11 protein-coding genes are annotated in these 21109 nt (G+C 33.7%); 10 read left to right on the plus strand and 1 reads right to left on the minus strand.

Annotation, left to right across the window (positions count from 1 at the left end; all coding sequences use genetic code 11):
• The 6 genes from BUE22_RS21080 (at position 1) to BUE22_RS21105 (ending at position 12516) form a co-directional block, all read left to right on the plus strand.
• Positions 1-4356: a type I polyketide synthase gene (locus tag BUE22_RS21080; RefSeq protein ID WP_073397967.1), complete on the plus strand. Its 4356-nt coding sequence runs from the start codon at positions 1-3 to the stop codon at positions 4354-4356.
• Positions 4357-4359: 3 nt separating this feature from the next.
• Positions 4360-8340, plus strand: a complete 3981-nt coding sequence (locus BUE22_RS21085; protein WP_073397968.1) for a non-ribosomal peptide synthetase — start codon at positions 4360-4362, stop codon at positions 8338-8340.
• Between the two features lie 2 nt (positions 8341-8342).
• Positions 8343-9176, plus strand: coding sequence for a carboxylesterase family protein (locus BUE22_RS21090; protein WP_073397969.1), 834 nt, complete (start codon positions 8343-8345; stop codon positions 9174-9176).
• A 15-nt stretch (positions 9177-9191) separates the two neighbouring features.
• Positions 9192-9881 (plus strand): thioesterase II family protein, encoded by a 690-nt coding sequence (locus BUE22_RS21095; RefSeq protein ID WP_084540306.1) that lies wholly within the window; start codon positions 9192-9194, stop codon positions 9879-9881.
• Positions 9882-10028: 147 nt separating this feature from the next.
• Complete coding sequence (locus BUE22_RS21100) at positions 10029-11000, plus strand: glycosyltransferase family 2 protein (protein ID WP_073397971.1); 972 nt, start codon at positions 10029-10031, stop codon at positions 10998-11000.
• 142 nt (positions 11001-11142) lie between these two features.
• Positions 11143-12516, plus strand: coding sequence for a hypothetical protein (locus BUE22_RS21105; protein WP_073397972.1), 1374 nt, complete (start codon positions 11143-11145; stop codon positions 12514-12516).
• A 207-nt stretch (positions 12517-12723) separates the two neighbouring features.
• Here the strand turns inward: BUE22_RS21105 and BUE22_RS21110 are convergent, their stop codons facing one another.
• Positions 12724-13182, minus strand: coding sequence for a hypothetical protein (locus BUE22_RS21110; protein WP_073397973.1), 459 nt, complete (start codon positions 13180-13182; stop codon positions 12724-12726).
• Between the two features lie 296 nt (positions 13183-13478).
• Between BUE22_RS21110 and BUE22_RS21115 the strand changes: the two genes are divergently transcribed.
• The 4 genes from BUE22_RS21115 (at position 13479) to BUE22_RS21130 (ending at position 21092) form a co-directional block, all read left to right on the plus strand.
• A complete protein-coding gene (locus BUE22_RS21115) occupies positions 13479-15410 on the plus strand; it encodes an RICIN domain-containing protein (protein WP_073397974.1) in 1932 nt (643 codons plus the stop codon).
• A gap of 267 nt (positions 15411-15677) precedes the next feature.
• Entirely contained in the window at positions 15678-16220 is a 543-nt protein-coding gene (locus BUE22_RS21120) for an RNA polymerase sigma factor (protein ID WP_073397975.1), read from the plus strand.
• Positions 16221-16308: 88 nt separating this feature from the next.
• Positions 16309-17367, plus strand: a complete 1059-nt coding sequence (locus tag BUE22_RS21125) for a FecR family protein (RefSeq protein ID WP_073397976.1) — start codon at positions 16309-16311, stop codon at positions 17365-17367.
• A gap of 161 nt (positions 17368-17528) precedes the next feature.
• Positions 17529-21092, plus strand: coding sequence for a SusC/RagA family TonB-linked outer membrane protein (locus tag BUE22_RS21130; protein WP_073397977.1), 3564 nt, complete (start codon positions 17529-17531; stop codon positions 21090-21092).
• Positions 21093-21109 lie beyond the last annotated feature (17 nt).

Consider the following 21109-nt stretch of genomic DNA (forward strand, 5'->3'; position numbering starts at 1 on the left):
ATGAGCGAATATACAGGTTTAGAAATTGCAGTGGTAGGGATATCATGCAAAGTGCCCACTGCAGAGAATCATAATATTTTCTGGGATCAGCTTAAAAAAGGATTTGAACCTATTGATGAACTTACTATTGATGAAATAGTTGCATCTGGTGTACCAAGAGAAATGGCTGAGAATAAAGATTACGTTCGCAAAAGCAGACGGTTGAAAAACAAAAAAAATTTCGACTATTCTTTTTTTGGATATAATAAGAATGAAGCCCAACTACTTTCCCCGCAAACCAGAATGTTGCATCAGTCTATATGGGAAGCAGTGGAAGATTCGGGAAGTGATATTAAAAAATTAGAGAGCAGCAGTTTATTTGTAAGTATTATAGAAGACTTTACATGGCAGATGCATGTAAGATCGCTAAGGGATAAATTACCCATAGATTTTTATTCCTTTAATTTTTTATCGGCCCATCATTTTACTCCGGCACTTTTATCTTATAAATTTGGATTTACAGGATTGCCGCTGCCTATTATGAGTGCATGCTCAAGTTCATTGGTTGCGATTCATGAAGGGTGCAAAAGTCTTTTACTGGGAGAATCCAAATATTCTATAGTAGCGGGAGTCAATTTTTTTAACAGTAAAGAAAAAGGCTACATCTACAAAGAAGGAGTAGAATCTAAAGATGGACACTGCAGGGCTTTTGATGCAGATTCATCGGGAACATCCTGGGGAGAAGGCATAGGAGTTGTGGTGCTGAAAAAATTAAAAGATGCTATAAGAGATAAAGATCATATTTACAGTGTTATAAAAGGGAGCGCATGTAATAATGATTCCAACAGAAGAATAGGATATGCCGCACCAAGTGTAATCGGGCAGAAAGAATGTATTGAAAAAGCACTGAAATTCAGCAGGGTTTTACCGGAAACCATATCTTATGTAGAAACTCACGGTACAGGAACATCTTTGGGAGATCCTATTGAGGTGGAAGCCCTTACGCAAGCCTATGGATTGGGAAGAGAAAATAAAATTCCGATTGGCTCTCTGAAAAGTAATATCGGACATACGAGTTATGCAGCAGGGATATTAAGCTTTATAAAAGCTGTATTATGCTTAGAAAATAAACAAATTCCTCCAAGCATTAATTATGAATCTCCAAATCCTAACATCAACTTTGCACAAAGCCCATTTTATGTAAATAACAAAATTATAGACATAGAGAAAAAGAATTCACCTTTAAGGGTAGCTGTAACTTCATTGGGAATAGGAGGTACCAATGCTCATATTATTCTGGAACAGGCTCCGCTTGTAGAAAAAAACAGGATAGAAAACAACTTTCCTGACATTTTTTCAATTTCTGCAAAATCTGAAAAAGCACTTAGAAAAATAGCTTTAAATGTTTCAGAATTTATAGAAAATGAGGATGTAAATATTCATGATCTGGCATATACTTATCGAAAATCAAGATCGAATTTTGACATCAGAAAAAGTTTTATATTCGAATCCAGACAAGATCTGATTTCAAAACTGAGAGGTTTTTATAAAGGAAATTCGCGCGTAGAGGCAATATCTCCTAATAATAAACCCTTGGTTTTCACATTCTCCGGCCAGGGTTCCAGTTATATTAAGATGGGCGTACAGATGTATCTTGATTCTGAAGTGTTCAGAAATACTATGGACCTGTGTTTTTCTACATTGGAAAAGCTTTCGGATATAGATTACAGAAAAATATTCCTCAATGGAGAAGAAATAGATCAAAGAAAAATAGATCATACAAACCCTATAATTTTTGCTTTCCAGTATTCGTACGCACAATTATTAATAGAAATGGGGCTGAAACCATCATACATGATGGGTCATAGTCTCGGAGAGTACGTATGTGCATGTTTAAGCGGGGTTATTTCTTATGAAGAAGCTCTAAGCATTATATATAAGAGAGCAAAATTGCTTGCTGGCTTGCCGGAAGGCAGAATGATAAGCATTCGTATTCCGTTATCACAGCTTGAAGATATGCTCAAAGAAAGTGACAATATATTTATATCTGCATACAATTCGCAGGATAGTTATACTATTTCCGGGCTGAAGGACGATATGATCCTGTTTGCGGAAAAGTTGAAAGAGCAGGATATATACTTTACTGAACTGCAGGCAGACGGGCCCTACCATACTCCTTTTACAGGGATTATAAAAGATGAATTTAAGTCGTTTCTGGATGGCTATACATTCAAAACCCCTCAAATTCCTTTTACTTCCTGTGCTACAGGAAATACGGTAAATGAGAATTCTGTCATAAAATCAGAATATTGGCTTGATCATATGGCGATGCCAGTTTTGTTTGATAAATGTATCAGTACGATTCTTCCAAACAAAGATGATATTACCATTGTAAACATTGGTCCCGGAACTACAGTATCCAAAATATTGAAAAATGTAGATATTAGCATCCAGACTTACGATACCTATCATAAAGAAGAATCTGAATACAGCCAGATGCTTAACGTTATCGTACTATTGTCGGAGAAAGGATATGAGATAAACTGGGAAAAAATCTTCCCGGAGGCCAATATCATATCAGCACCGGTATATCCTTTTGACAAAGTTGAGTTTATAGATGAAATTATAACGAACCCTGTCTTTCAGAAAGAGGAAGTTCGTGAACCTGAAAAAGAATATTATACCTACCGTGAAAAATGGGAAGCTCAGGCAACAGATATTTCAGAAAATAAAGCCAATATAGAAGAAGAGCAGATTATTGTGATCTCTGATGACAGCAATATATATGAGAAGCTTTCCTTCTTTGGTAAAAAGGCCATCTACATTTGTAATCAGGATAAAAACAGCTGCTCTGCCGAATTATCTGAGAATATTTTATGTGCTGATTTTTCAGACGAGAAAGAGACTTCTGAGCTGTTCTCGGATTTAAAGCAAAAAGGCATTGTACCGAGAACGGTATATTATGTATGGTTTGGAGATAAGGAAACAGAAGAAGGACTTTTGTACGGATATCGTTCAATTTATCATTTCGTAAGAGGGTTTGATAGCGTATTCTTTGATAAGAATCTTAATATCACCCTGATTGGAGATTTATTCTTTAAGGTAAAACCGGGTGAAAAAACAAGCGCCATAAAAGCAACCGCATATAATGCCCTGAAAATGGTGAATGTGGAATTTGAGAATATCACGGCAACCTGCGCAGATGTTCCGGAATTTAGCGGTTTATCTCAGGATATATTGTCTCACATTAAAAAGAATGGTAAAACACTTTTTGAATATGCCGTAAGGGAAAAAGAGCTCCTTATCAAAAAATTTGAAGAAATTGAATTGCCGTCAGAACCTTATCAGGTTTCCAGCCCAAATACCTATGTGATAACAGGTGGTTTGAGAGGACTTGGTTTTGAAGTAGCCAAATATATTGCAGAAAATGCACAGGCTAACCTGATGATTATAGGAAGAGGAGAAGAAAATTCTGAAAACAGAAAAATACTTGAAGACTACGGTACTAAAGTAATGTACCTGCAGGCAGACCTTTCAGATTATGACCTCCTTAAAGAGAAAATTGAAGCTGCACAACAGGAAATAGGAACTGTTACCGGAGTAATACATGCTGCGGGAGTAGGAGATTATAATGGTATCATTTTAAGAAGAGGAACAGATGATTCTTCAGTATTTAATCCTAAAATATATGGTACTAAAAATTTAGTGGAAATATTAAAGAACAATTCTCTGCAGTTTTTCTTAGGATATTCATCACGTGCAGTATCAAAACCGTTTATAGGGCAGCTGGGATATATTGCAGCAAACTCATATCTGGATAACTGCATATCGAATAATAATGGAGTAACGGTGCACTGGCCTATTGTAGCCGGCGTAGGTATGATCAACGAAGCATTAAAGAACGTGCCGGAATACAGGCATAAATCTATTTTGAGCAGATCAATTACCGTTTCTCAGATGCTTCAAATACTTTTTAAATCCATAGCATCCGGAGAACATCTTGTAATTGCTTCCAGAAGCAGAATGGATGTAGAGACCGGATATCTGGAAGTTACAGAAGAAGAGGATCTTGACCACGTTACTTTCTCTAAAGAGAGAGTCTTTACAAATAAAGAATATATAGCTCCTGAAACCGAAACTGAAATCAGGCTGGTAAATATCATCAAGGAAGTACTGTGCCTGGATGAGGTAGGAATAAAGGACAATATGTTTGAACTGGGAGGCGACTCTCTGAAAGCAATGGTGATTCTGAATAAAATAAAATCAGAATTCAGTTTAGAATACAGCCTTAAAAACCTTATGGATGCGACAGACCTGCACCAAATTTCACAAGAGATACAAACAATAACTGATAACAAAATAACGCTAACATTTTAACTAATGGAACTTAAAGAATTATTAACATATATTGAGGAGAATAACATTGATGTAAGCCTTAATGAGTCTTATAACTTAAACATCGTCTTAAATAAAAAAGACGCCGAAAACAAAACATTAATAGACTCTATCAGAAGCAACAAGGAGCATCTTATAAAACATCTTGAAACAAAGAACAGTGAAAGCCTTATTCCTGTTTACAGAATGACACCTTTTCAGGAAGGCCTGGCAGGATTTGTAAAAAATAATCCGGATAGCTCAAGGTATATTATTCATCTTACTTTTAAATCTGAAAAAGAAATTGATTTTGATGCTTTTAAGAAAGCATGTGGACTTTTGGTATCAAGCAATGAGATTTTAAAATCGTCATTTGATTATGATTCCCAGGAGCAGGTTTTTAAGTCGAAAATTATAGATACAGACGAATTTTTCTGCGAACAGATCCTTCCTCAGGATGAGCAGTCTTTCAGGCAGGGTAGCTTTGATATATCCAAAGAATCTCTTATAAAATTTGCGTTGATAGACAAGCATATTATCATTATAAAAATTCATCATATTATAGCAGATGTTGTATCGGTACAGCTGATGCTTCAGCAGTTATTTGGCTACTACAGCAGATTTCAGAATAATGTTACCCCGGAGGCTTTGCAATCAGTTCCCTTTTCTGAATATACGAAATGGCTATTGAAACAGAACAAGGAAAAAGGATTGTCTTACTGGAAAAACCTGTTGGAGAATTATGATGCGACACCAATAGAACAAATAGTTCCTGTTAAGAAAAACCTTCAGGAAACTTATGGCGAACTAAATGTTTCCTACGATCTGAATATTGCTACTCAGGAAATGCTGAAGAATAACAAACTGACCAGCAATACGGTGATCAACTTTTTATTTGGAATGGTGTTCTCTAAATATTTCAGAAACAAAAAATTTGTGTGGGGTAATACCATAACACATCGATATATGGATCATGATAACTTTAGAGATATCATAGGCCCTATGATTACAACAATACCGGTGGCTAATGATTTTGAGAAACAGGAAACCATTATGAAATCTATTTCTGATTTTCATTATCAGCTTTTGGATTCACGTGAATACTCCTATATCTCTACCCCTGAAATTTATGAGGCTATCAATGCAAAAAACCTGTTTAGTGCCAATGTAAGTTTTCAGGATGTTTCAGAAAATAATAATGACACATTTAACGATGTAGGTATCGAAAGACTTGTTTCTGAAAGCCAAAGTATATCGCATTTCCCTCTGTCTATTCTGGCATCTGCAAAAAAAGATAAAATTTCATTTAGCATCAGCTACAGATCAGATATATTTTCAGAAGATATAATAAAAGATATGACTGATATTATCATGGGACTCTATAACAATCTGGAAAATATTGCTGAACTGAAGTATTCTGAACTTGATATTTTTGAGTACAAAAAAGACATTGAAAGATCCGTTATTGCCGGAGATAAATTTGATCAGAAAAATGTTTCTCTGCAAAAGCTCTTTACAGAGGCATTAGGCAAGTATAAAGAAAAAACAGCAATAGAGGACATTGAGGATAATTCGCTCACATTTGCAGAGCTGGATGCACAAAGTAATCATATCGCGAATCAACTGATAGCGAAAAACATTAAAGGTGCTGTAGGTGTTCACCTTAAGTATTCTACCAATCTGGTTGTAAGTATTCTGGGAATCTTAAAAGCAGGATGTACAGTGATCAGTTTAGAACACGGTTACCCGATCGAGCAGCTTAACCTCATTACTCTTGAAACAGATTTGCAGGCATGTATTATAAGCTCTGAAGAAAAAACGCTTTTTGGAGACCGTTTGCCATATGTAAAAGAAAACTGTACCCTAATTCATATTTCAGATCATATTCCGTCAGAAGACAACCTTATTGAAGAGAGAGAAAGCCTGGCAGAAGACATCTTATCGATCTATTACACATCCGGATCTACAGGAATTCCTAAGATAGTTAAGGTTTCTAATGAAAACACCTTAAACGGGCTATTATACCTTCTGCAAAATTATCCGGCCAATGCTCAGGACATCTTTTGTCTTAACATAAGAGTTTCTTTTAGCCCTTCTGTAAGGAATATATTGGAAGCAATTATCCAGGGAAATAAAATCGTTATCCTTCCGGAATATTTGTACCATAATATAGACAAGTTTGTAGAGACTGTATCTCAGAAAGAAATTTCAAGACTCTCACTTACTCCAAGCTTTATCAGGCTTCTTATTGAAAACGATAAAGAAAGCTTCCTGAATAAGCTTAATTTCTTAGAAGTACGTGGTGAAGCAATTTCTATGGAAGACATGACGTTATTCAAAAAACTCATGCCGGCAACCAAAATTGTTAGCAGATATGGATCTACAGAAGCATCTTCTACCGCTTATAATGAAGCACTTGAAAGTAATCTTAACACATCGTCAAGATATTTTGCTTTGGGTAAACCAATACATAATACCGTGTTTAAAATTATTGATGATAGCAGCAATGTTCTGCCATCAGGAATTATAGGAGAAATATATGTAGAAAGTAAAAGCGTGGCTCAAGGCTATATTGGAACTACAAATAATAACTTTATCTATAAAGATGGTCAAATTTCTGGATTAAAAACAGGCGATTTAGGATATATAGATCAGGAAGGCATTTTACAGTTTATTGGAAGAAAAGATTCAATGCTGAAACTAAGAGGATACCGTATTGAGCCCGAAGAAATAGAACTTGCAATGGAAAAGTTTGAGGGCATAATGAAAGCAAAAATAGTTCCTGTAGACGTCGAAGATCCTACGATGGCAAGGCTCGTAGCATTCTGTCATGTAAAAAAAGTTGATGAGTTCACTGATATCAACCTTAAACACTTTTTGAAGGATATGCTGCCGAACTATATGATCCCGAATAAAATATTGTTTCTGGATGAATTTCCAAGAACCAGTACCGGTAAAATAGATATACAATCTCTGAAAAGACAGATAAATGTAACGGATAAAAACAGAACCGAAACAAATAGCATGACAGAACAGAGAATAAAGGACATTTTTACTGATATCATGCCAAGCTCTGTGATTTATATAGATGAAGAGTTTTTTGAAATGGGCGTAAATTCTATTTTGACAATGAAAGCCGCCTATAAATTAAGTACAGAGTTTAATATAAGCCTAAAAGGAGCAGAGCTGTTTCAGCATGATACTATCGAGAAACTGGCGGTATTTATAGATACGATGATAGCCAATAAAAACTTTAAAAGAGAAGAGATATATCATACCCTGAATCAGAATGATGATAACGAAGATATTTTCTTCCTGATACCACCACTTACGGGAACATCACTTTTTAATACATTAAGGCCATTTATGCAGGAAGATATAGATTTCTATGTTTTCGAAACTATTGCTGTTGAAGAATACCCACAACTGGCAAAAGACCTGGAAACATTGGCTGGTTTTTACAAGAACTCTATCCTACAAATGTATAAAGGTAAAAGAATACATATGGGCGGATGGTCTTTTGGAGGAAGTACAGCTTTTGAAATAGCATTGCAGCTTCAGGCGTTGGGAGTAGAAGTAAGCTCTCTTGTATTATTGGATCCTAATATGTACAGACCGGAATTTGATAGTGATAATAAGCAGAGAGAAGACTACGAAAAAATAATCAGAGCTTTACTTATCCAGGAAAATATAGATCCGGATTCGATAGGTATGCACAAATTTATTGAGCAGGCATATCATTCTAATTATGTCATTAAAAACTACAGGCCCGCTTCAATATATAAAGGTGATATTGCCCTTATTAAACCTGAACTGACTTCAGAGTTTGAAAGAAACCATGATACTCCTTACAATGGTTTCCGTGAATATTGTGAAGGCGAAATTAAAATAAGCTTCACTCCTGGAAATCATATGACAATGGCTACAGGTCCTGCAAAAGTGGTTGCTAATCTTATATTTTCGAATTTAAATCTGAAAGTTAAATAATCATGATAAAAAAAGGCTTGGTTTTTTTTACAGGAATATTGCTCCTTATCGGGTGTAAAATGCAGCATGCTGCCTATTCGTTAACGGAAAATAAGTTTTCCCAGGATGCGATAAAGGAAAAAAGAGCAGAAGTAATGAAGTTAAACGATTCATTATATAAGTATGAAAAATTTAGTTATAAAGACTCCGTACTTAATTACAGGATTCTGAAGCCGGTTCTAGCAAAGGAAGGAAAAAAGTATCCGTTGGTTATTATATTTCCTCACTCAGGCGGAGTGGGGAATGACAACAGGAACCAGATGACGACCCTTCCCAAATATTGGCTTCAGGAAAAAGTCCGTAATAAATATCCTGCCTATGTAGTAGCAATACAATATCCTGTACGTTCTTCCAATTACCTTTTTGATGAGTCCAAACGTATGTATTCCGTACCGGATGATTATTGTCTGGAGGCCACCTCAGAACTTATAAAAAGCCTCACTATGCAGCTTAAGGTTGATGCAAAGCGCGTTTATGGAATAGGTTTTTCAATGGGAGCCTCCACAATTTATAATTTGCTGGCTAGAAATCCCGATGTATTAAAAGCCTCTGTAAGTATTTCCGGAATTCCAGATAAAGACTTCAGTGAAAAAGTGGCAAAGTCACCAATATGGATCATTCATGGAAATACGGATACCGAGAATCCTATAGAACCGGACAGAATGTTGGTGAAATACCTCAAAAAAATGAATAATAAAAACTATACCTTCTGGGAGATTTCCGGCTTGGAACATACCATATATCCGGATTTATATGACACGGACATGATCCCGGAATGGTTGTTTAACTCAAAATAAAAAGTTTACTATTAAATGATGAATATAATTTTTTTCCCTTTTGCCGGAGGGCACAAGTTTTCTTACCAAAATCTCATTGAAAACATTGAAAACAAAGATAAGATTAAGGTGATAGAATATCCCGGCAGAGGAACCAGAATGAAGGAGGAATTTGCAGGAACATTTGAAGAATTGATAGAAGATTGTATGCGCCAGATTGGAAGTATGCTGGATAATAACGAAAAATATATCCTTTATGGGCACAGCATGGGAGGATTACTGGCATATGAAATATCGATGAAAATTCAGGAAATGCATCATAAAATGCCTGAAAAACTAGTAATAACAGGAAGAACACCTCCTTCTAGGGTTCGTACGGTGAAGTATACCCATCAATCGGATGACATGTTTTGGAAAGAGGTCTGTAATTTAGGAGGAATACCAAAAGACTTCAGAGATAATGAGGATTTCAAGAGCTTTGTAATACCTATTTTAAGAGCTGACTTTTCTATTTATGAATCTTATACTTATCAAGAAAATAAAGGCAAACTAAAAATTCCTATTGATGTGTTTTACGGTTCAGAAGAACATACAGACGGAGATCTTATAATGGAAGGCTGGAAAAGAGAAAGTGAAGCTCCTGTTCAGATATCAGAACTTGAAGGTGATCATTTCTTTATTTTTAATAATTTGGATTTTTTTCAAAAATATTTTAGAAACTTCTAATTTTTTAATATTGAATGTCTAACGTAATAAAAGTATTGGGTTTTCTACTGAAAATAAAGATGTAAAAAACTGAATTCGGCATTTTCTATTGAAAAACGTCAGTAAGAGAAATAAAAATCAAATTAATAAAAACAACTAAAAAATAGAATGATTTCAGTTATTATAATATCAAAAAATAGGCATCATTTACTAAGACACCTTTTGAAATCGTTGGAAGAGCAAACATTTAATGATTTTGAAGTTATCATTATCGATAATTATTCAAATGAAGAAACAGTTAACTATGTAAAAAGTATTACTTCTGATAAATTTAATGTAAAAAAAATATTTTTGCCGGAAGAAAAGACAATTGCCTATTGCAGAAACGAATCTTTTAGGGGAAAGTATCTGGATGAAAATTCAAAATATGTGATGTTTATCGATGATGATGACTGTATAAGCAGAGACACACTTTCATGGTTCTATAAAAGAGCCGTTTCAACAAACGCAGAAATAATAATATCCAATTTCGTAAGTGTTTTTTCGAAAAACGGTTCTTGTGAAGAACTCATATCGAAAATGTCTTTCTCTGAGGTTTTCTTTAAGCTATTAAGAAATTTTTGGATGTATGTAATGGGGCATCTTCTTTTTTATAAACATTTCAGAAGCATGATGATCCATTTAAGATATTCAGTAATGCATTCAATATTGATTAAAAGAGAAGTCTTCAATAATTATGCATTTGATAATTCAATCATATACGGAGAGGATAATCATTTCAGGTTTAATGTTTTTACTACTGCTAAAAAGATTAAATACTATCCCTTATTTTTTGTTCCGTATCGTAAACATGGGACTAATACTCAAAATGATACTTATTTTCAAAAGAAAGTTCATAAGCTTAATTCTTTGGATTTTCTTGATAGAAATAGCTACCCAAATGTTTTGAAATATTTATTTCTATATAAAGGACAGCTTAAACTTAAAAGTAAGGCTTTATTGTCTCCTCAGGAAAAAAGTTTTATAGACTCTGTGAATCTAATCAGAAAAGAAATTAGCTTCTTTGAAAAAGCCAAAGTGAATATATATATGTTTCCTTCCAGTTTAAAAAATCACTTAAAAATAAATGAGAAGGTTTAGAAAATGTTAGAATATATATTGCAAAAGATCGATAGTGAGAAAGCAAGGTTGAGCCAACTATAAAGGCTTTAGATTACTTTGTCTGGTAATAATACCATTATCAACTATTTAAGTCTATGATTCACAATGTTATAAAAAAATAATGAAAGAATATTTTCAGAGGGACATTCAAATAAGTCTGCAATTGTCAAAACATCAAGAACTATTACGTGAAATAATTGCTGGAAATACAGAGAATATCCAATATGACACAAGGTTAATCTACAATGAGAGAAAGCCTGAAGAACTGCAGTTAATAATCTATTACAAGTCGACAGATTTCTTATATCAAAAATTAAATTTTTTAAAAACTTCAGGAGTTAATATTCTGAAATTAATAAACCCGGTGATTTCTAAAAATTCATGGGAACATCCTGATATCCTTGATTTTTCAAGGAGCTCTTTGATTGAAATTAAGGATACGAATTATTTGGACCACGATAAAAAAACTTTGATACTTATTCTGGATAATCTAGAACTTATTCTAAGTAGCGGAAATGCTGGCGATGCGCGATTTAAAATAACAGAAAACATTTTTCTTCATCTTGACCATTATATAAAATACGGTATGCCGGGAAATTATGAAGAGGATAATAAGTTTATTGAACGCAATGATAATCGAAGAACAGATTTTGGTCCAGTTAGTTTTATTCTCCATTTTAAGCATTCCTATAAATCAAGTTCTTCAGTTAAAGATTTTTTGATTACCAGAGATGCGTACCTGACCTTGACCGATAAAAGTAAAGTTTTAAAAGACGCTGAATTACTGCAATTGGGAGAGGATTTATGCCTACTGATGTCATTTTACTGGGAAAAAAACATTGATTTTTTTAGTGCTTCTCTTCGAATCAATGATATCGATAATTATAAAACGAGAGAAGTTTTCAAATTTAGTAATGAAGATTTGGATTATTCTGAAACATATTTTTTAAAAGATACATATCCAACATTTTATGATTTTACTGAATCAGTGAATTTTGAAAAATACCAAACTTATAAGTCACTTGTTGAGCAGGCAGTTTCGTGTTTAAAAAGAATTAAAAATTTAGATGCTATCTCTACATTTATGATTCTATATATTACTATTGAAAAATTTAGAAACTTTTTTTTATCAAATCCTTTAGAAGAAACTTCTTTTACTATTAGGGAAGGATTTGATTTTACAAGCATAACAAAAAAAACAAATGGCTTTAAAGAAATTGGAGAAGTAATATGGGAGTCAGATAGAGTAGAGCTTGATTTAAAAGTAAATCTAAAGGTAGATCCTGTAAAAAAAACGGGATTGGTAAATCGGTTTGAGAGTTTTATTTTGTATTTAGATTTAAATCCTAATAAATATGAAGTCGATCTAACAGATATTATAAGGGTTAGAAATATAATTTACCACGGGAGTATTCCTGACGAGGATATCAATGTTTACAATAAAGAGATGAAGGTTTTGATATTTGATATTTTGTTAAAGATAATAAGTCAATAAATAACCTGCGTATTAATGTATACACTGTTGAAGCGACAATAGAGTTCATACAATTAAGGATTTTTTGGTTTTGTAAGGTTCAGTTTTGTGGCACTGCATCCTTTGATATAAATCTCTGTTAGCTGTTGTAATTATTGTGAAACTACCATTTTTACACTCCAAGAAGAAAGACAAAAAAAGCGAGCGTTTAGAGCAGGCAGGTTTTTATTAAAAATGAGATTTTAGAAGTATTGGTTTATACTTCATAAAAAGATCCATAATTTCATTTTCATTTTTTTCCAGAAAGGTTATCGGAAAATAAAACGATTCCCTGTTTTTCAGCAAAACATGTAAATAAACAGAGGCGCTCCTCTCACTATATTCATTATAGCTGAGACTGTTCCTTACTTCAAGAGCATTTATATCATCCCAATCAAAAGTACCTATTGAATTAAAAAAAACGCATCTATCGCTAAAAATAATTTCAGCGGGCTCCTCGATAATGCGCTTATCCTTTATAAAAGAAAAAAGATACAAGAGTCCTATCAGGCCCAAAAATGCAGCCAGAAAAACAGACAAGTTAATAACAACTATAGCAGTCGATAAAAAAATCAGTAATGCCAGCAACGATATTACCGCGTTCTGTTTTCTAAGTCTTTTATCTCGTTTTATTATAATTGTTTTCATTTTTTTAAAATGGTGATTGTTTAACAACTTTCTTTTATAATGTCAACAAATGATGATTCAATCTAATTTAGTGATTTTGTTTTTAGCCACATATTATTTTCCCGAATATTTCCTGTTCTGGTTTTTTAGCCGAAATATAAATTAAGGTATCGGGAAATTTCATCAAATTATGATTTATAAAAAATCAAAAGAATAAATTACACAATCGGTTGTTTTTAAAATGTTTATTGTTAAATTAGCAGTAAAAAACTTACTCAAAGTGAGAAGTATATTTTATTAACTAAACCATTTATATTATGAAAAGATTTCAAAAATTACTTTTTCTATTTTTACTGCTTATTCCCCTAATACAATTATTTGCATGGCCGGGAATGCCACTGCCACCTCTGCATATTGAAGGCAAAAATTTAAAGGATCCTTGCGGAAAAAACGTTTTACTACATGGTGTTGCCATAACACCAAGTCCTTGGTTTAATGGTTGCTCTTATAATCAATGTCGTTGGGATAACTATAATGTTCAGGGTTGTCTAAATTATAACAATGCAGTTATGGATGCACTCACAGACACAAATAACGGATGGAAATTAAATTACATAAGACTTCATATTGATCCTTACTGGACCAATAAACCCGGTTGTTCTGCAGGAGAAAATGATATCGCATGTTTTGATTACAATAGATTAGTAACTTACGTAAATCAAGTTATAATCCCTTTAATTAATCATGCCAGAAGCAGAGGGCTTTATGTTGTCCTTCGTCCTCCCGGAGTATGTCCTAATAGAATTGCTTATGGGGACAATTACCATAATTATTTAAGAACTGTATGGCAATTTCTATCGAGCCATCCAAGTTTAAAGAATGTAGATAATGTTATGTTTGAAATAGCCAATGAACCTATAGAAATACTTGGAACAAATGGAAACTGGGGCGCAACAGGTGATGAGCATTTTGCCGCTCTCCATAATTACTTTCAGGATTTAGTAAATAGAATTAAGGCTAATGGTGCAAATAATGTTTGTTGGATACCAGGAACTGGATATCAGTCTCATTACCAAGGATATCCAAACCATTTAATAACAGGAGGCAATATAGGTTATGCTGTTCATGTTTATCCAGGATATTGGGGAGCTAATGCAGAAAACACCACTAGTTTTAATAATGCCTGGAATGCTAACGTGCAACCGATTGCAAATGTAGCACCTATTATGATAACAGAAACAGATTGGTCGCCTAGTGGGGACGAAACATGGGGTACTGGTACAACAAGTGGTTTTGGTCTTAATCTGAAAGGTAGAATTGATGCTACTGGAAATTGTAGTTGGAATTTACTTGCACCAGAAGGGTTGATAACTAAGGCAGATCCATATAATGTTACAACTGCTTTCAACAACGATTGGGAGTCTTGTGCTGCACCAACTAAGCAGTGGTTCTCTGTATATGCAAATAACAATATACCATCGCAAAACTGTAGTAGCAGTACGTCACTAGTAAACAATGGTGTTTATGAAATTGAATTTAAAACAAATTCAAATAAAGTAATAGATCTTAAGTATGGGACTAATGCAAATGGCACTGTAATTCGTCCTTGGGATAGATCTGGGGCAACAGCACAACAATGGATTGCTATTGATGCCGGAAATGGCTATTGGCGTTTTAAATCAAATGCAAGTTCTACAGGACGTGTAATAGACCTTGACAGTGCAGATCCAACAAATGGAAAAGCGATAAGACTTTGGGATAATTATAGTAATGATGCTCAAAAATGGTTAGTAACCGATGTTGGTAATGGTTATTATAGTATAAAATCAGCCATAAATACATCAAAAAGTTGGGACATTTCTAATTGTAATATGGATGGCACAGCAAATCTTCAGCTTTGGGAATATTACGGGACTGCATGTCAATTATTTAAATTTAATAAAATAGGAAATACTTCAAAAAGTGTAGATGAGAAAAATATTTTAATAAATAATATTAAAATAGATACTGATGTCCAGGTATATCCTAATCCATCAAAGGGCGGAGAGTTTAATATTTATTTCACTTCACAATCAGATGAAAATTATTCTCTGGCTATATACTCAACAGAAGGTAAGTTATTATACGAAACAAAAAATCTAAAATCTAATACTAATCAAGTTATTAGAACTAAACTTGCCAGAGGTTTATATTTGGCTACGATTTCTCAAAATTCAACTACAACAACCAAAAAGATATTAATTGAATAGCCTATTCTATAATAAATACTAACAAAGAATAATTTAAAGATGAGCAGTAATGCTCATCTTTTTTTGTTTTAATATTGTCTTAAAAGAACTAAAATAAACAAAATTATAAATTTTCAGATTATGGGTTAGAGTGTTAAAATGTAGTATTATTTTTTCTTATTTCGGAAAAAGTTGCAAAGGTTGAAATAAAAATGAAATTTCTATTGATAATTTTTTAAATTCTTTAGTTTTGTGCTGAAAAGAACCCTTAAAGGCAGGAAAATCTCAATGGAGAATGAAAAAAGAGATATTGATTTATGGCACCAAATAAAAAAGGGAGATGTTCATGCTTATCATCAATTATATGATCGGTATATAAATGCACTCTTTACATTTGGAATGCAATACACTAATGACCAGGCTTTAGTGCAAGATGCCATACATGATATTTTTGTTGATCTTCATCGTTACCGCACTACAATTGCAGCAGATGTAGTGGTTAAATCCTATCTTTTCAAAATACTTCAAAACGATATTTTCAAAAAACTAAAATCGCAATCCAAAACCTTGCGTCTTGATATTGTTTCAGAAGATGCTTACAGAACAGATTCAGCAGAAGATGAATTGATCTTTAGCGAAACTGCCTTAAATAAGAATGCCAGTTTAGCATTGGCCTTATCTTCTCTGACCAAAAAACAGCGTTACGCCCTTCACCTTAGATTTAGTGAAGATTTATCTTATGAGGAAATTTCTTCTACTTTAGAAATTAGCTTAGAATCTTGTAGAACATTGATTTACAGGTCGTTGAAAGAGATTCGGACTAAGCTTTAAAAAAACTTTAAAAAAACGTTATTTTTTTTGTCTATGTTTTTGCCTTTTGATTCTTATAGCAATATAGAGAATCTAAAAGAAAAATATTTTGTACCCAAATTTCAAAATTTTACCAAAAAAAGATAAAGCTGATTTAAAAGCCAGAATTGCGGAGAGCATTGCGTTTGAAAAACAGCAAACCAGAAGAAAAAAACTTCGTATACTTTCGTGGAGCGTTGCTGCAGTAGTTTTTGTAGGTCTTGGACTTATTACAGTTGTATCTAGACAAGAACAAAATGAAATAAGTCCGATTGAACAATTTGCAAACAGCAATAAGACTGACCGAACTGCTTTTGAAAAAAGTGATGAAATCAAACTGGTATTATCCAATCAGGAATCTGTAACAGTCGGTGACAGCTCAACGATTGCTTATGATGCATCAGGAAATAAAGTTAAGGTCAATAATAAGCAGATAAAACAAACAAAATCTCTCGAAGCCCAATACAATACGGTTTTGGTTCCTTACGGAAAAAGAGCGCAGCTTAGTCTGGCCGACGGAACTTTGGTGTGGCTGAATTCTGGTTCTAAATTGATTTATCCTACTTCTTTTGATAAAGATACAAGAGAGGTATTTCTGGAAGGAGAAGGAATTTTTGACGTGGCGCACAATGCAGCAAAACCATTTTTTGTAAAAGCAGCGAACAATTATAGTGTACGTGTATTAGGAACATTGTTTAACGTAAGCTGTTATGCCAAAGACGCAAAAGTTACAACTGCATTATTAAGAGGAAAAGTGCAGGTGGTTTATGCTAAAAAAGGCTTTTTTAATAATGATACACTTCAAGGCATTCTTAAACCGGGAATGATTGCGGCTTTAGATAAAAAACAGCAAACGATTAAAACCACTGTTCAGAATGTAGAGCCTTTATTTTCATGGAGAAAAGGATATTATGAATTTTCGCAGGAAAAACTTCCATTAGTATTAGACAAACTAACACGCTATTATAATGTTGATTTTGTCATGAATAAAAAAGTAAGCCATACCGAAACCTATTCCGGAGCTTTCAAACTTAATGATGATTTAGATAAAGTGGTCAAAACATTAGAAGCCACAACGGGTTTTGAGTTCGTTTATAATGCTGAGACCAGGGAAATAACTATTAACTAATTATTAATGACTATAAATTGTGAGTGCCTATGATGTAAGATAAAACCTGAGAATAAAATAATCTAACCAGACCAAAAAAAAACCAAAAGATGCTCGAACATCTCTTGGCTTATGTAAAATTTTAATTGCACTTGCAATTATCGATAAACTAAAACAAAATTATGAATAAAAATCATGATATAGGCTCTCTATTGCCTAAAAAAATCATCAACCTTACTTTTATTTTATTTATGAGAGTATTCATTTTAGTTCTGTATTTAGGATTAACCAGTATCTACGCCAACGTTGCCAAAGCACAAAATGAAATCTCAGTAAAGGTTCAGGGAGCTTCTTTGCAAATACTTTTTACAGCGATTCAGCAAAAAAGCGATTACGTATTTTTTTACAATGATGATTTATTATCTTCTGTTAAAAAAGTAAGTATTAATCAATACGCTACCGTTCCTGAAATTTTAGACACGGCTTTGTATAATACAGGGTTAACTTATACTATTATTGACAAACAAATTGTTATAAAGAAAAATAAAAAAACGCAGCAACAAGTACAAGAAGAATATGAAGTTACAGGAATTGTTACCGATAAAATAGGAAATCCGTTAGTTGGCGTTAATGTTATAGTAGTAGGAAAACAAGCCTGGGATATTACCCGCGAAAAAGGTGATTTCCGAGTAACTTTAGCGGCCAATGATTCACTTCGTTTTGAATATTTAGGTTATAAACCGAGAACAATTGCAATTAACAATCAAAGAAATATAAAAGTTATTTTAAGTCTTGATGTTACCGAGTTAACAGGAGTTGAAGTAGTAGCCTCAAATGGTTATACAGATATTCCTAAAGAAAGAGTAACAGGAGCTTTTGAAGTTATTGGTGCAAAAGAACTTGCACAAGTCCCTACAGTAGATATTGCATCGAGACTGGAAGGAAAAATGGCAGGGGTAAGTGTAGATCCAAGAACAGGTAATATAGCCATTAGAGGAACAAATAGTTATGGAGCAAATTCTCCACTTATCGTTATCGATGGTTTTCCTCAACCTATAAGTGATTTCTATTTAAGTAAAAGAGGAGTTCCCGGACAATCAATTTTAAGTTACATTAATCCGGATGATGTTGAGAGTATTACCGTTTTAAAAGACGCCGCCGCAGCTTCTATCTGGGGTTCTCGTGCTGCCAATGGTGTAATTGTTGTAGTAACAAAAAAAGGTAAAAAAGCAGAGCCTACAATTAATTTCAGCACAACAACTACAGTAGGTGATAAAATCGATTTGAGCAAATTGCGTGTCATGAATACAGCTCAGTATATTGACTATGAAAAAGATTTGGTTGATGGCGGATTTGCAGCAGACGATATCAGCAATTGGCAAGGTAAAAATCCCAGCGCTGCTCAGGAAATTATGTTTCAGCAAAAAAGAGGAACAATTTCAATATCAGAGAGAGATCAATTGCTAAATAAGCTTTCGCAAAATGATAATCTGGATCAGATTGGCAGATATTTATTAAGAAACTCATTAACCACGCAATATGATTTGTCTGTAAGCGGCGGAAGTGAAAAAAGTACCTATTACTTGTCTTTGGGTTATAATAAAGATGAGGCAGCCATGAGAGGTAATCAATCGAAATCATATAATGTAACCTTAAATAATTCCTTTCAGCTGAAAAGCTTTTTAAAATTAAACACAGGAATAAATTACGTTTCTTCCAGTTTTCAGGCCAATACCGTTGCCAATGAAGCCTTATCCAATGTTTCATCAACCGCATTGCGTCCTTATGATATGATTGCCGATGAAAATGGAAATGGTGTTGACCGTTATATTCTTTTCAGACCAGAAGTTGCAAAAGGATTTGAAAGCCAAGGATATCTGCCATGGTCTTATAATTATTTGGATGAATTAAATTATTCCAATGTAATTACAAAAGGAGCCAACATAAGATTGAATGCCAGTTTAACAGCTACAGTAAACAATTGGCTGAATTTTGAAGCATCTGGAATGTACACTTCAATTGGCAACAAAACCAAATCTTTGAGCGAGCAGGACAGTTATTATGTTCGAAATATGATCAATGAAGCGACCTCAGTAGATACTGCCGGCAAATTGGTTTATGGTATACCAGTTGGAGCATATTTGTATAATATGACTACATCTAATGAATCTCAAAGCATGCGTTTTCAAATGAATATCAATAAGAATTTCAATGAAAATAATGGATTACACTTTTTAGCCGGTTCAGAAATCAGAGAAGAGCGTAGGGAAGGATCAAGCCAAAGATATTATGGCTATAATACCGATACAAATTCATCACAATCTGTAAACCCGACAACATATTATACTACGATTTATGGTTGGCAGACTTACATTGGAACTTCAGATAATAGCATCAGTAAATACAGAGACCGTTATTTATCATATTACGGATTAGGGTCTTATGATTTTATGAACAGATACCACATATCTGGAAGTGTACGTTTTGATGATTATAATTTACTTGGAGCTTCCAGAAAAAACAGAGCATTACCATTATGGTCTGTGGGAAGTAAATGGGATATTAATAAAGAATTTTTCTTAAGAGACATAAGCTGGCTAGACAATTTATCGGCAAGAGTTACGTATGGTAAATCGGGAAGTGCACCCGGCGGCGGATTCGGAAGTCAAAGTGCTATCATTTCGGTTGGATCTATTGATTTTAATACACAATTGCCAACAGCTTCTATTTCATTACCGGAAAATCCTGAAATTAAATGGGAAACAACATCGACTCTTAATTTTGGTTTAGATTATGGCGTTTTTAATAATCGCTTACGCGGAAGTGTTGATCTTTATTACAAAAAATCAAAAGATATTTTAACCAATATACCTTATAATCCAACCTATGGCTGGTCTTATTTAAATTACAATACAGGAACACTTGAAGGACACGGAGTTGATGTAAATATTGGAGGACTTATAATCAATAAGGCTTTTAAATGGAACAGTAATTTCAATTTTGCCTATAATACCAACGAAGTAACAGATTCTCGTTTTAAGGCTACATCTACAAACCAGTATTTTGGTTCAAGTCCGATATTAGGTAAAACAATAGGATATATGTATGCTTATAATTGGGCTGGTCTGGATGAAACAGGACAATCTACCGTTTCTAAAAAAGATGGTACAATTATAAATGCTTCCCAAGGTATCGCGAATGTTTCTCCGGATGACCTGAAATATATGGGAACTACCGTTGCGCCGTATTTTGGTGGGTTAATGAATGATTTCTCGTATCATAATTTCACATTGGGTGTTCAGGTTACGTATTTCATGGGGCATGTGTTTAGAAACACAGTTTTACAAAACTATCCTACTTATTCTGGTGCTCAATATGGTGCTGTCGCAAAAGACGAACTTATTGCAGATCGTTGGAGACAAGCCGGAGACGAAGCTGTTACCAATGTTCCGGGATTAACTAATATTAGTTTTAATAGTTTAAATCGTTATCAAATGGCCGATATCAATGTGCTGCCTGCAGATAATATTCGATTACAGCAAATATCATTAGGGTATAATGTTCCTTCAGAATGGCTGGCAAAAACTTTTATAAAGTCGTTAAGCTTCAATTTTGCAGCAAGGAATTTAGGTTTATTATGGGTTAAAAATGACCAGGGTATTGATCCTCAATATTTATCAAATAATAACTATAATACACTTGCACCACAGCGTAATTATACTTTACAGTTTAATTGTAGTTTTTAATTTTAAAAAATAGATTT

The organism is Flavobacterium pectinovorum, assembly GCF_900142715.1.
In the GTDB taxonomy this organism is placed as follows: Bacteria; Bacteroidota; Bacteroidia; order Flavobacteriales; family Flavobacteriaceae; genus Flavobacterium; species Flavobacterium pectinovorum.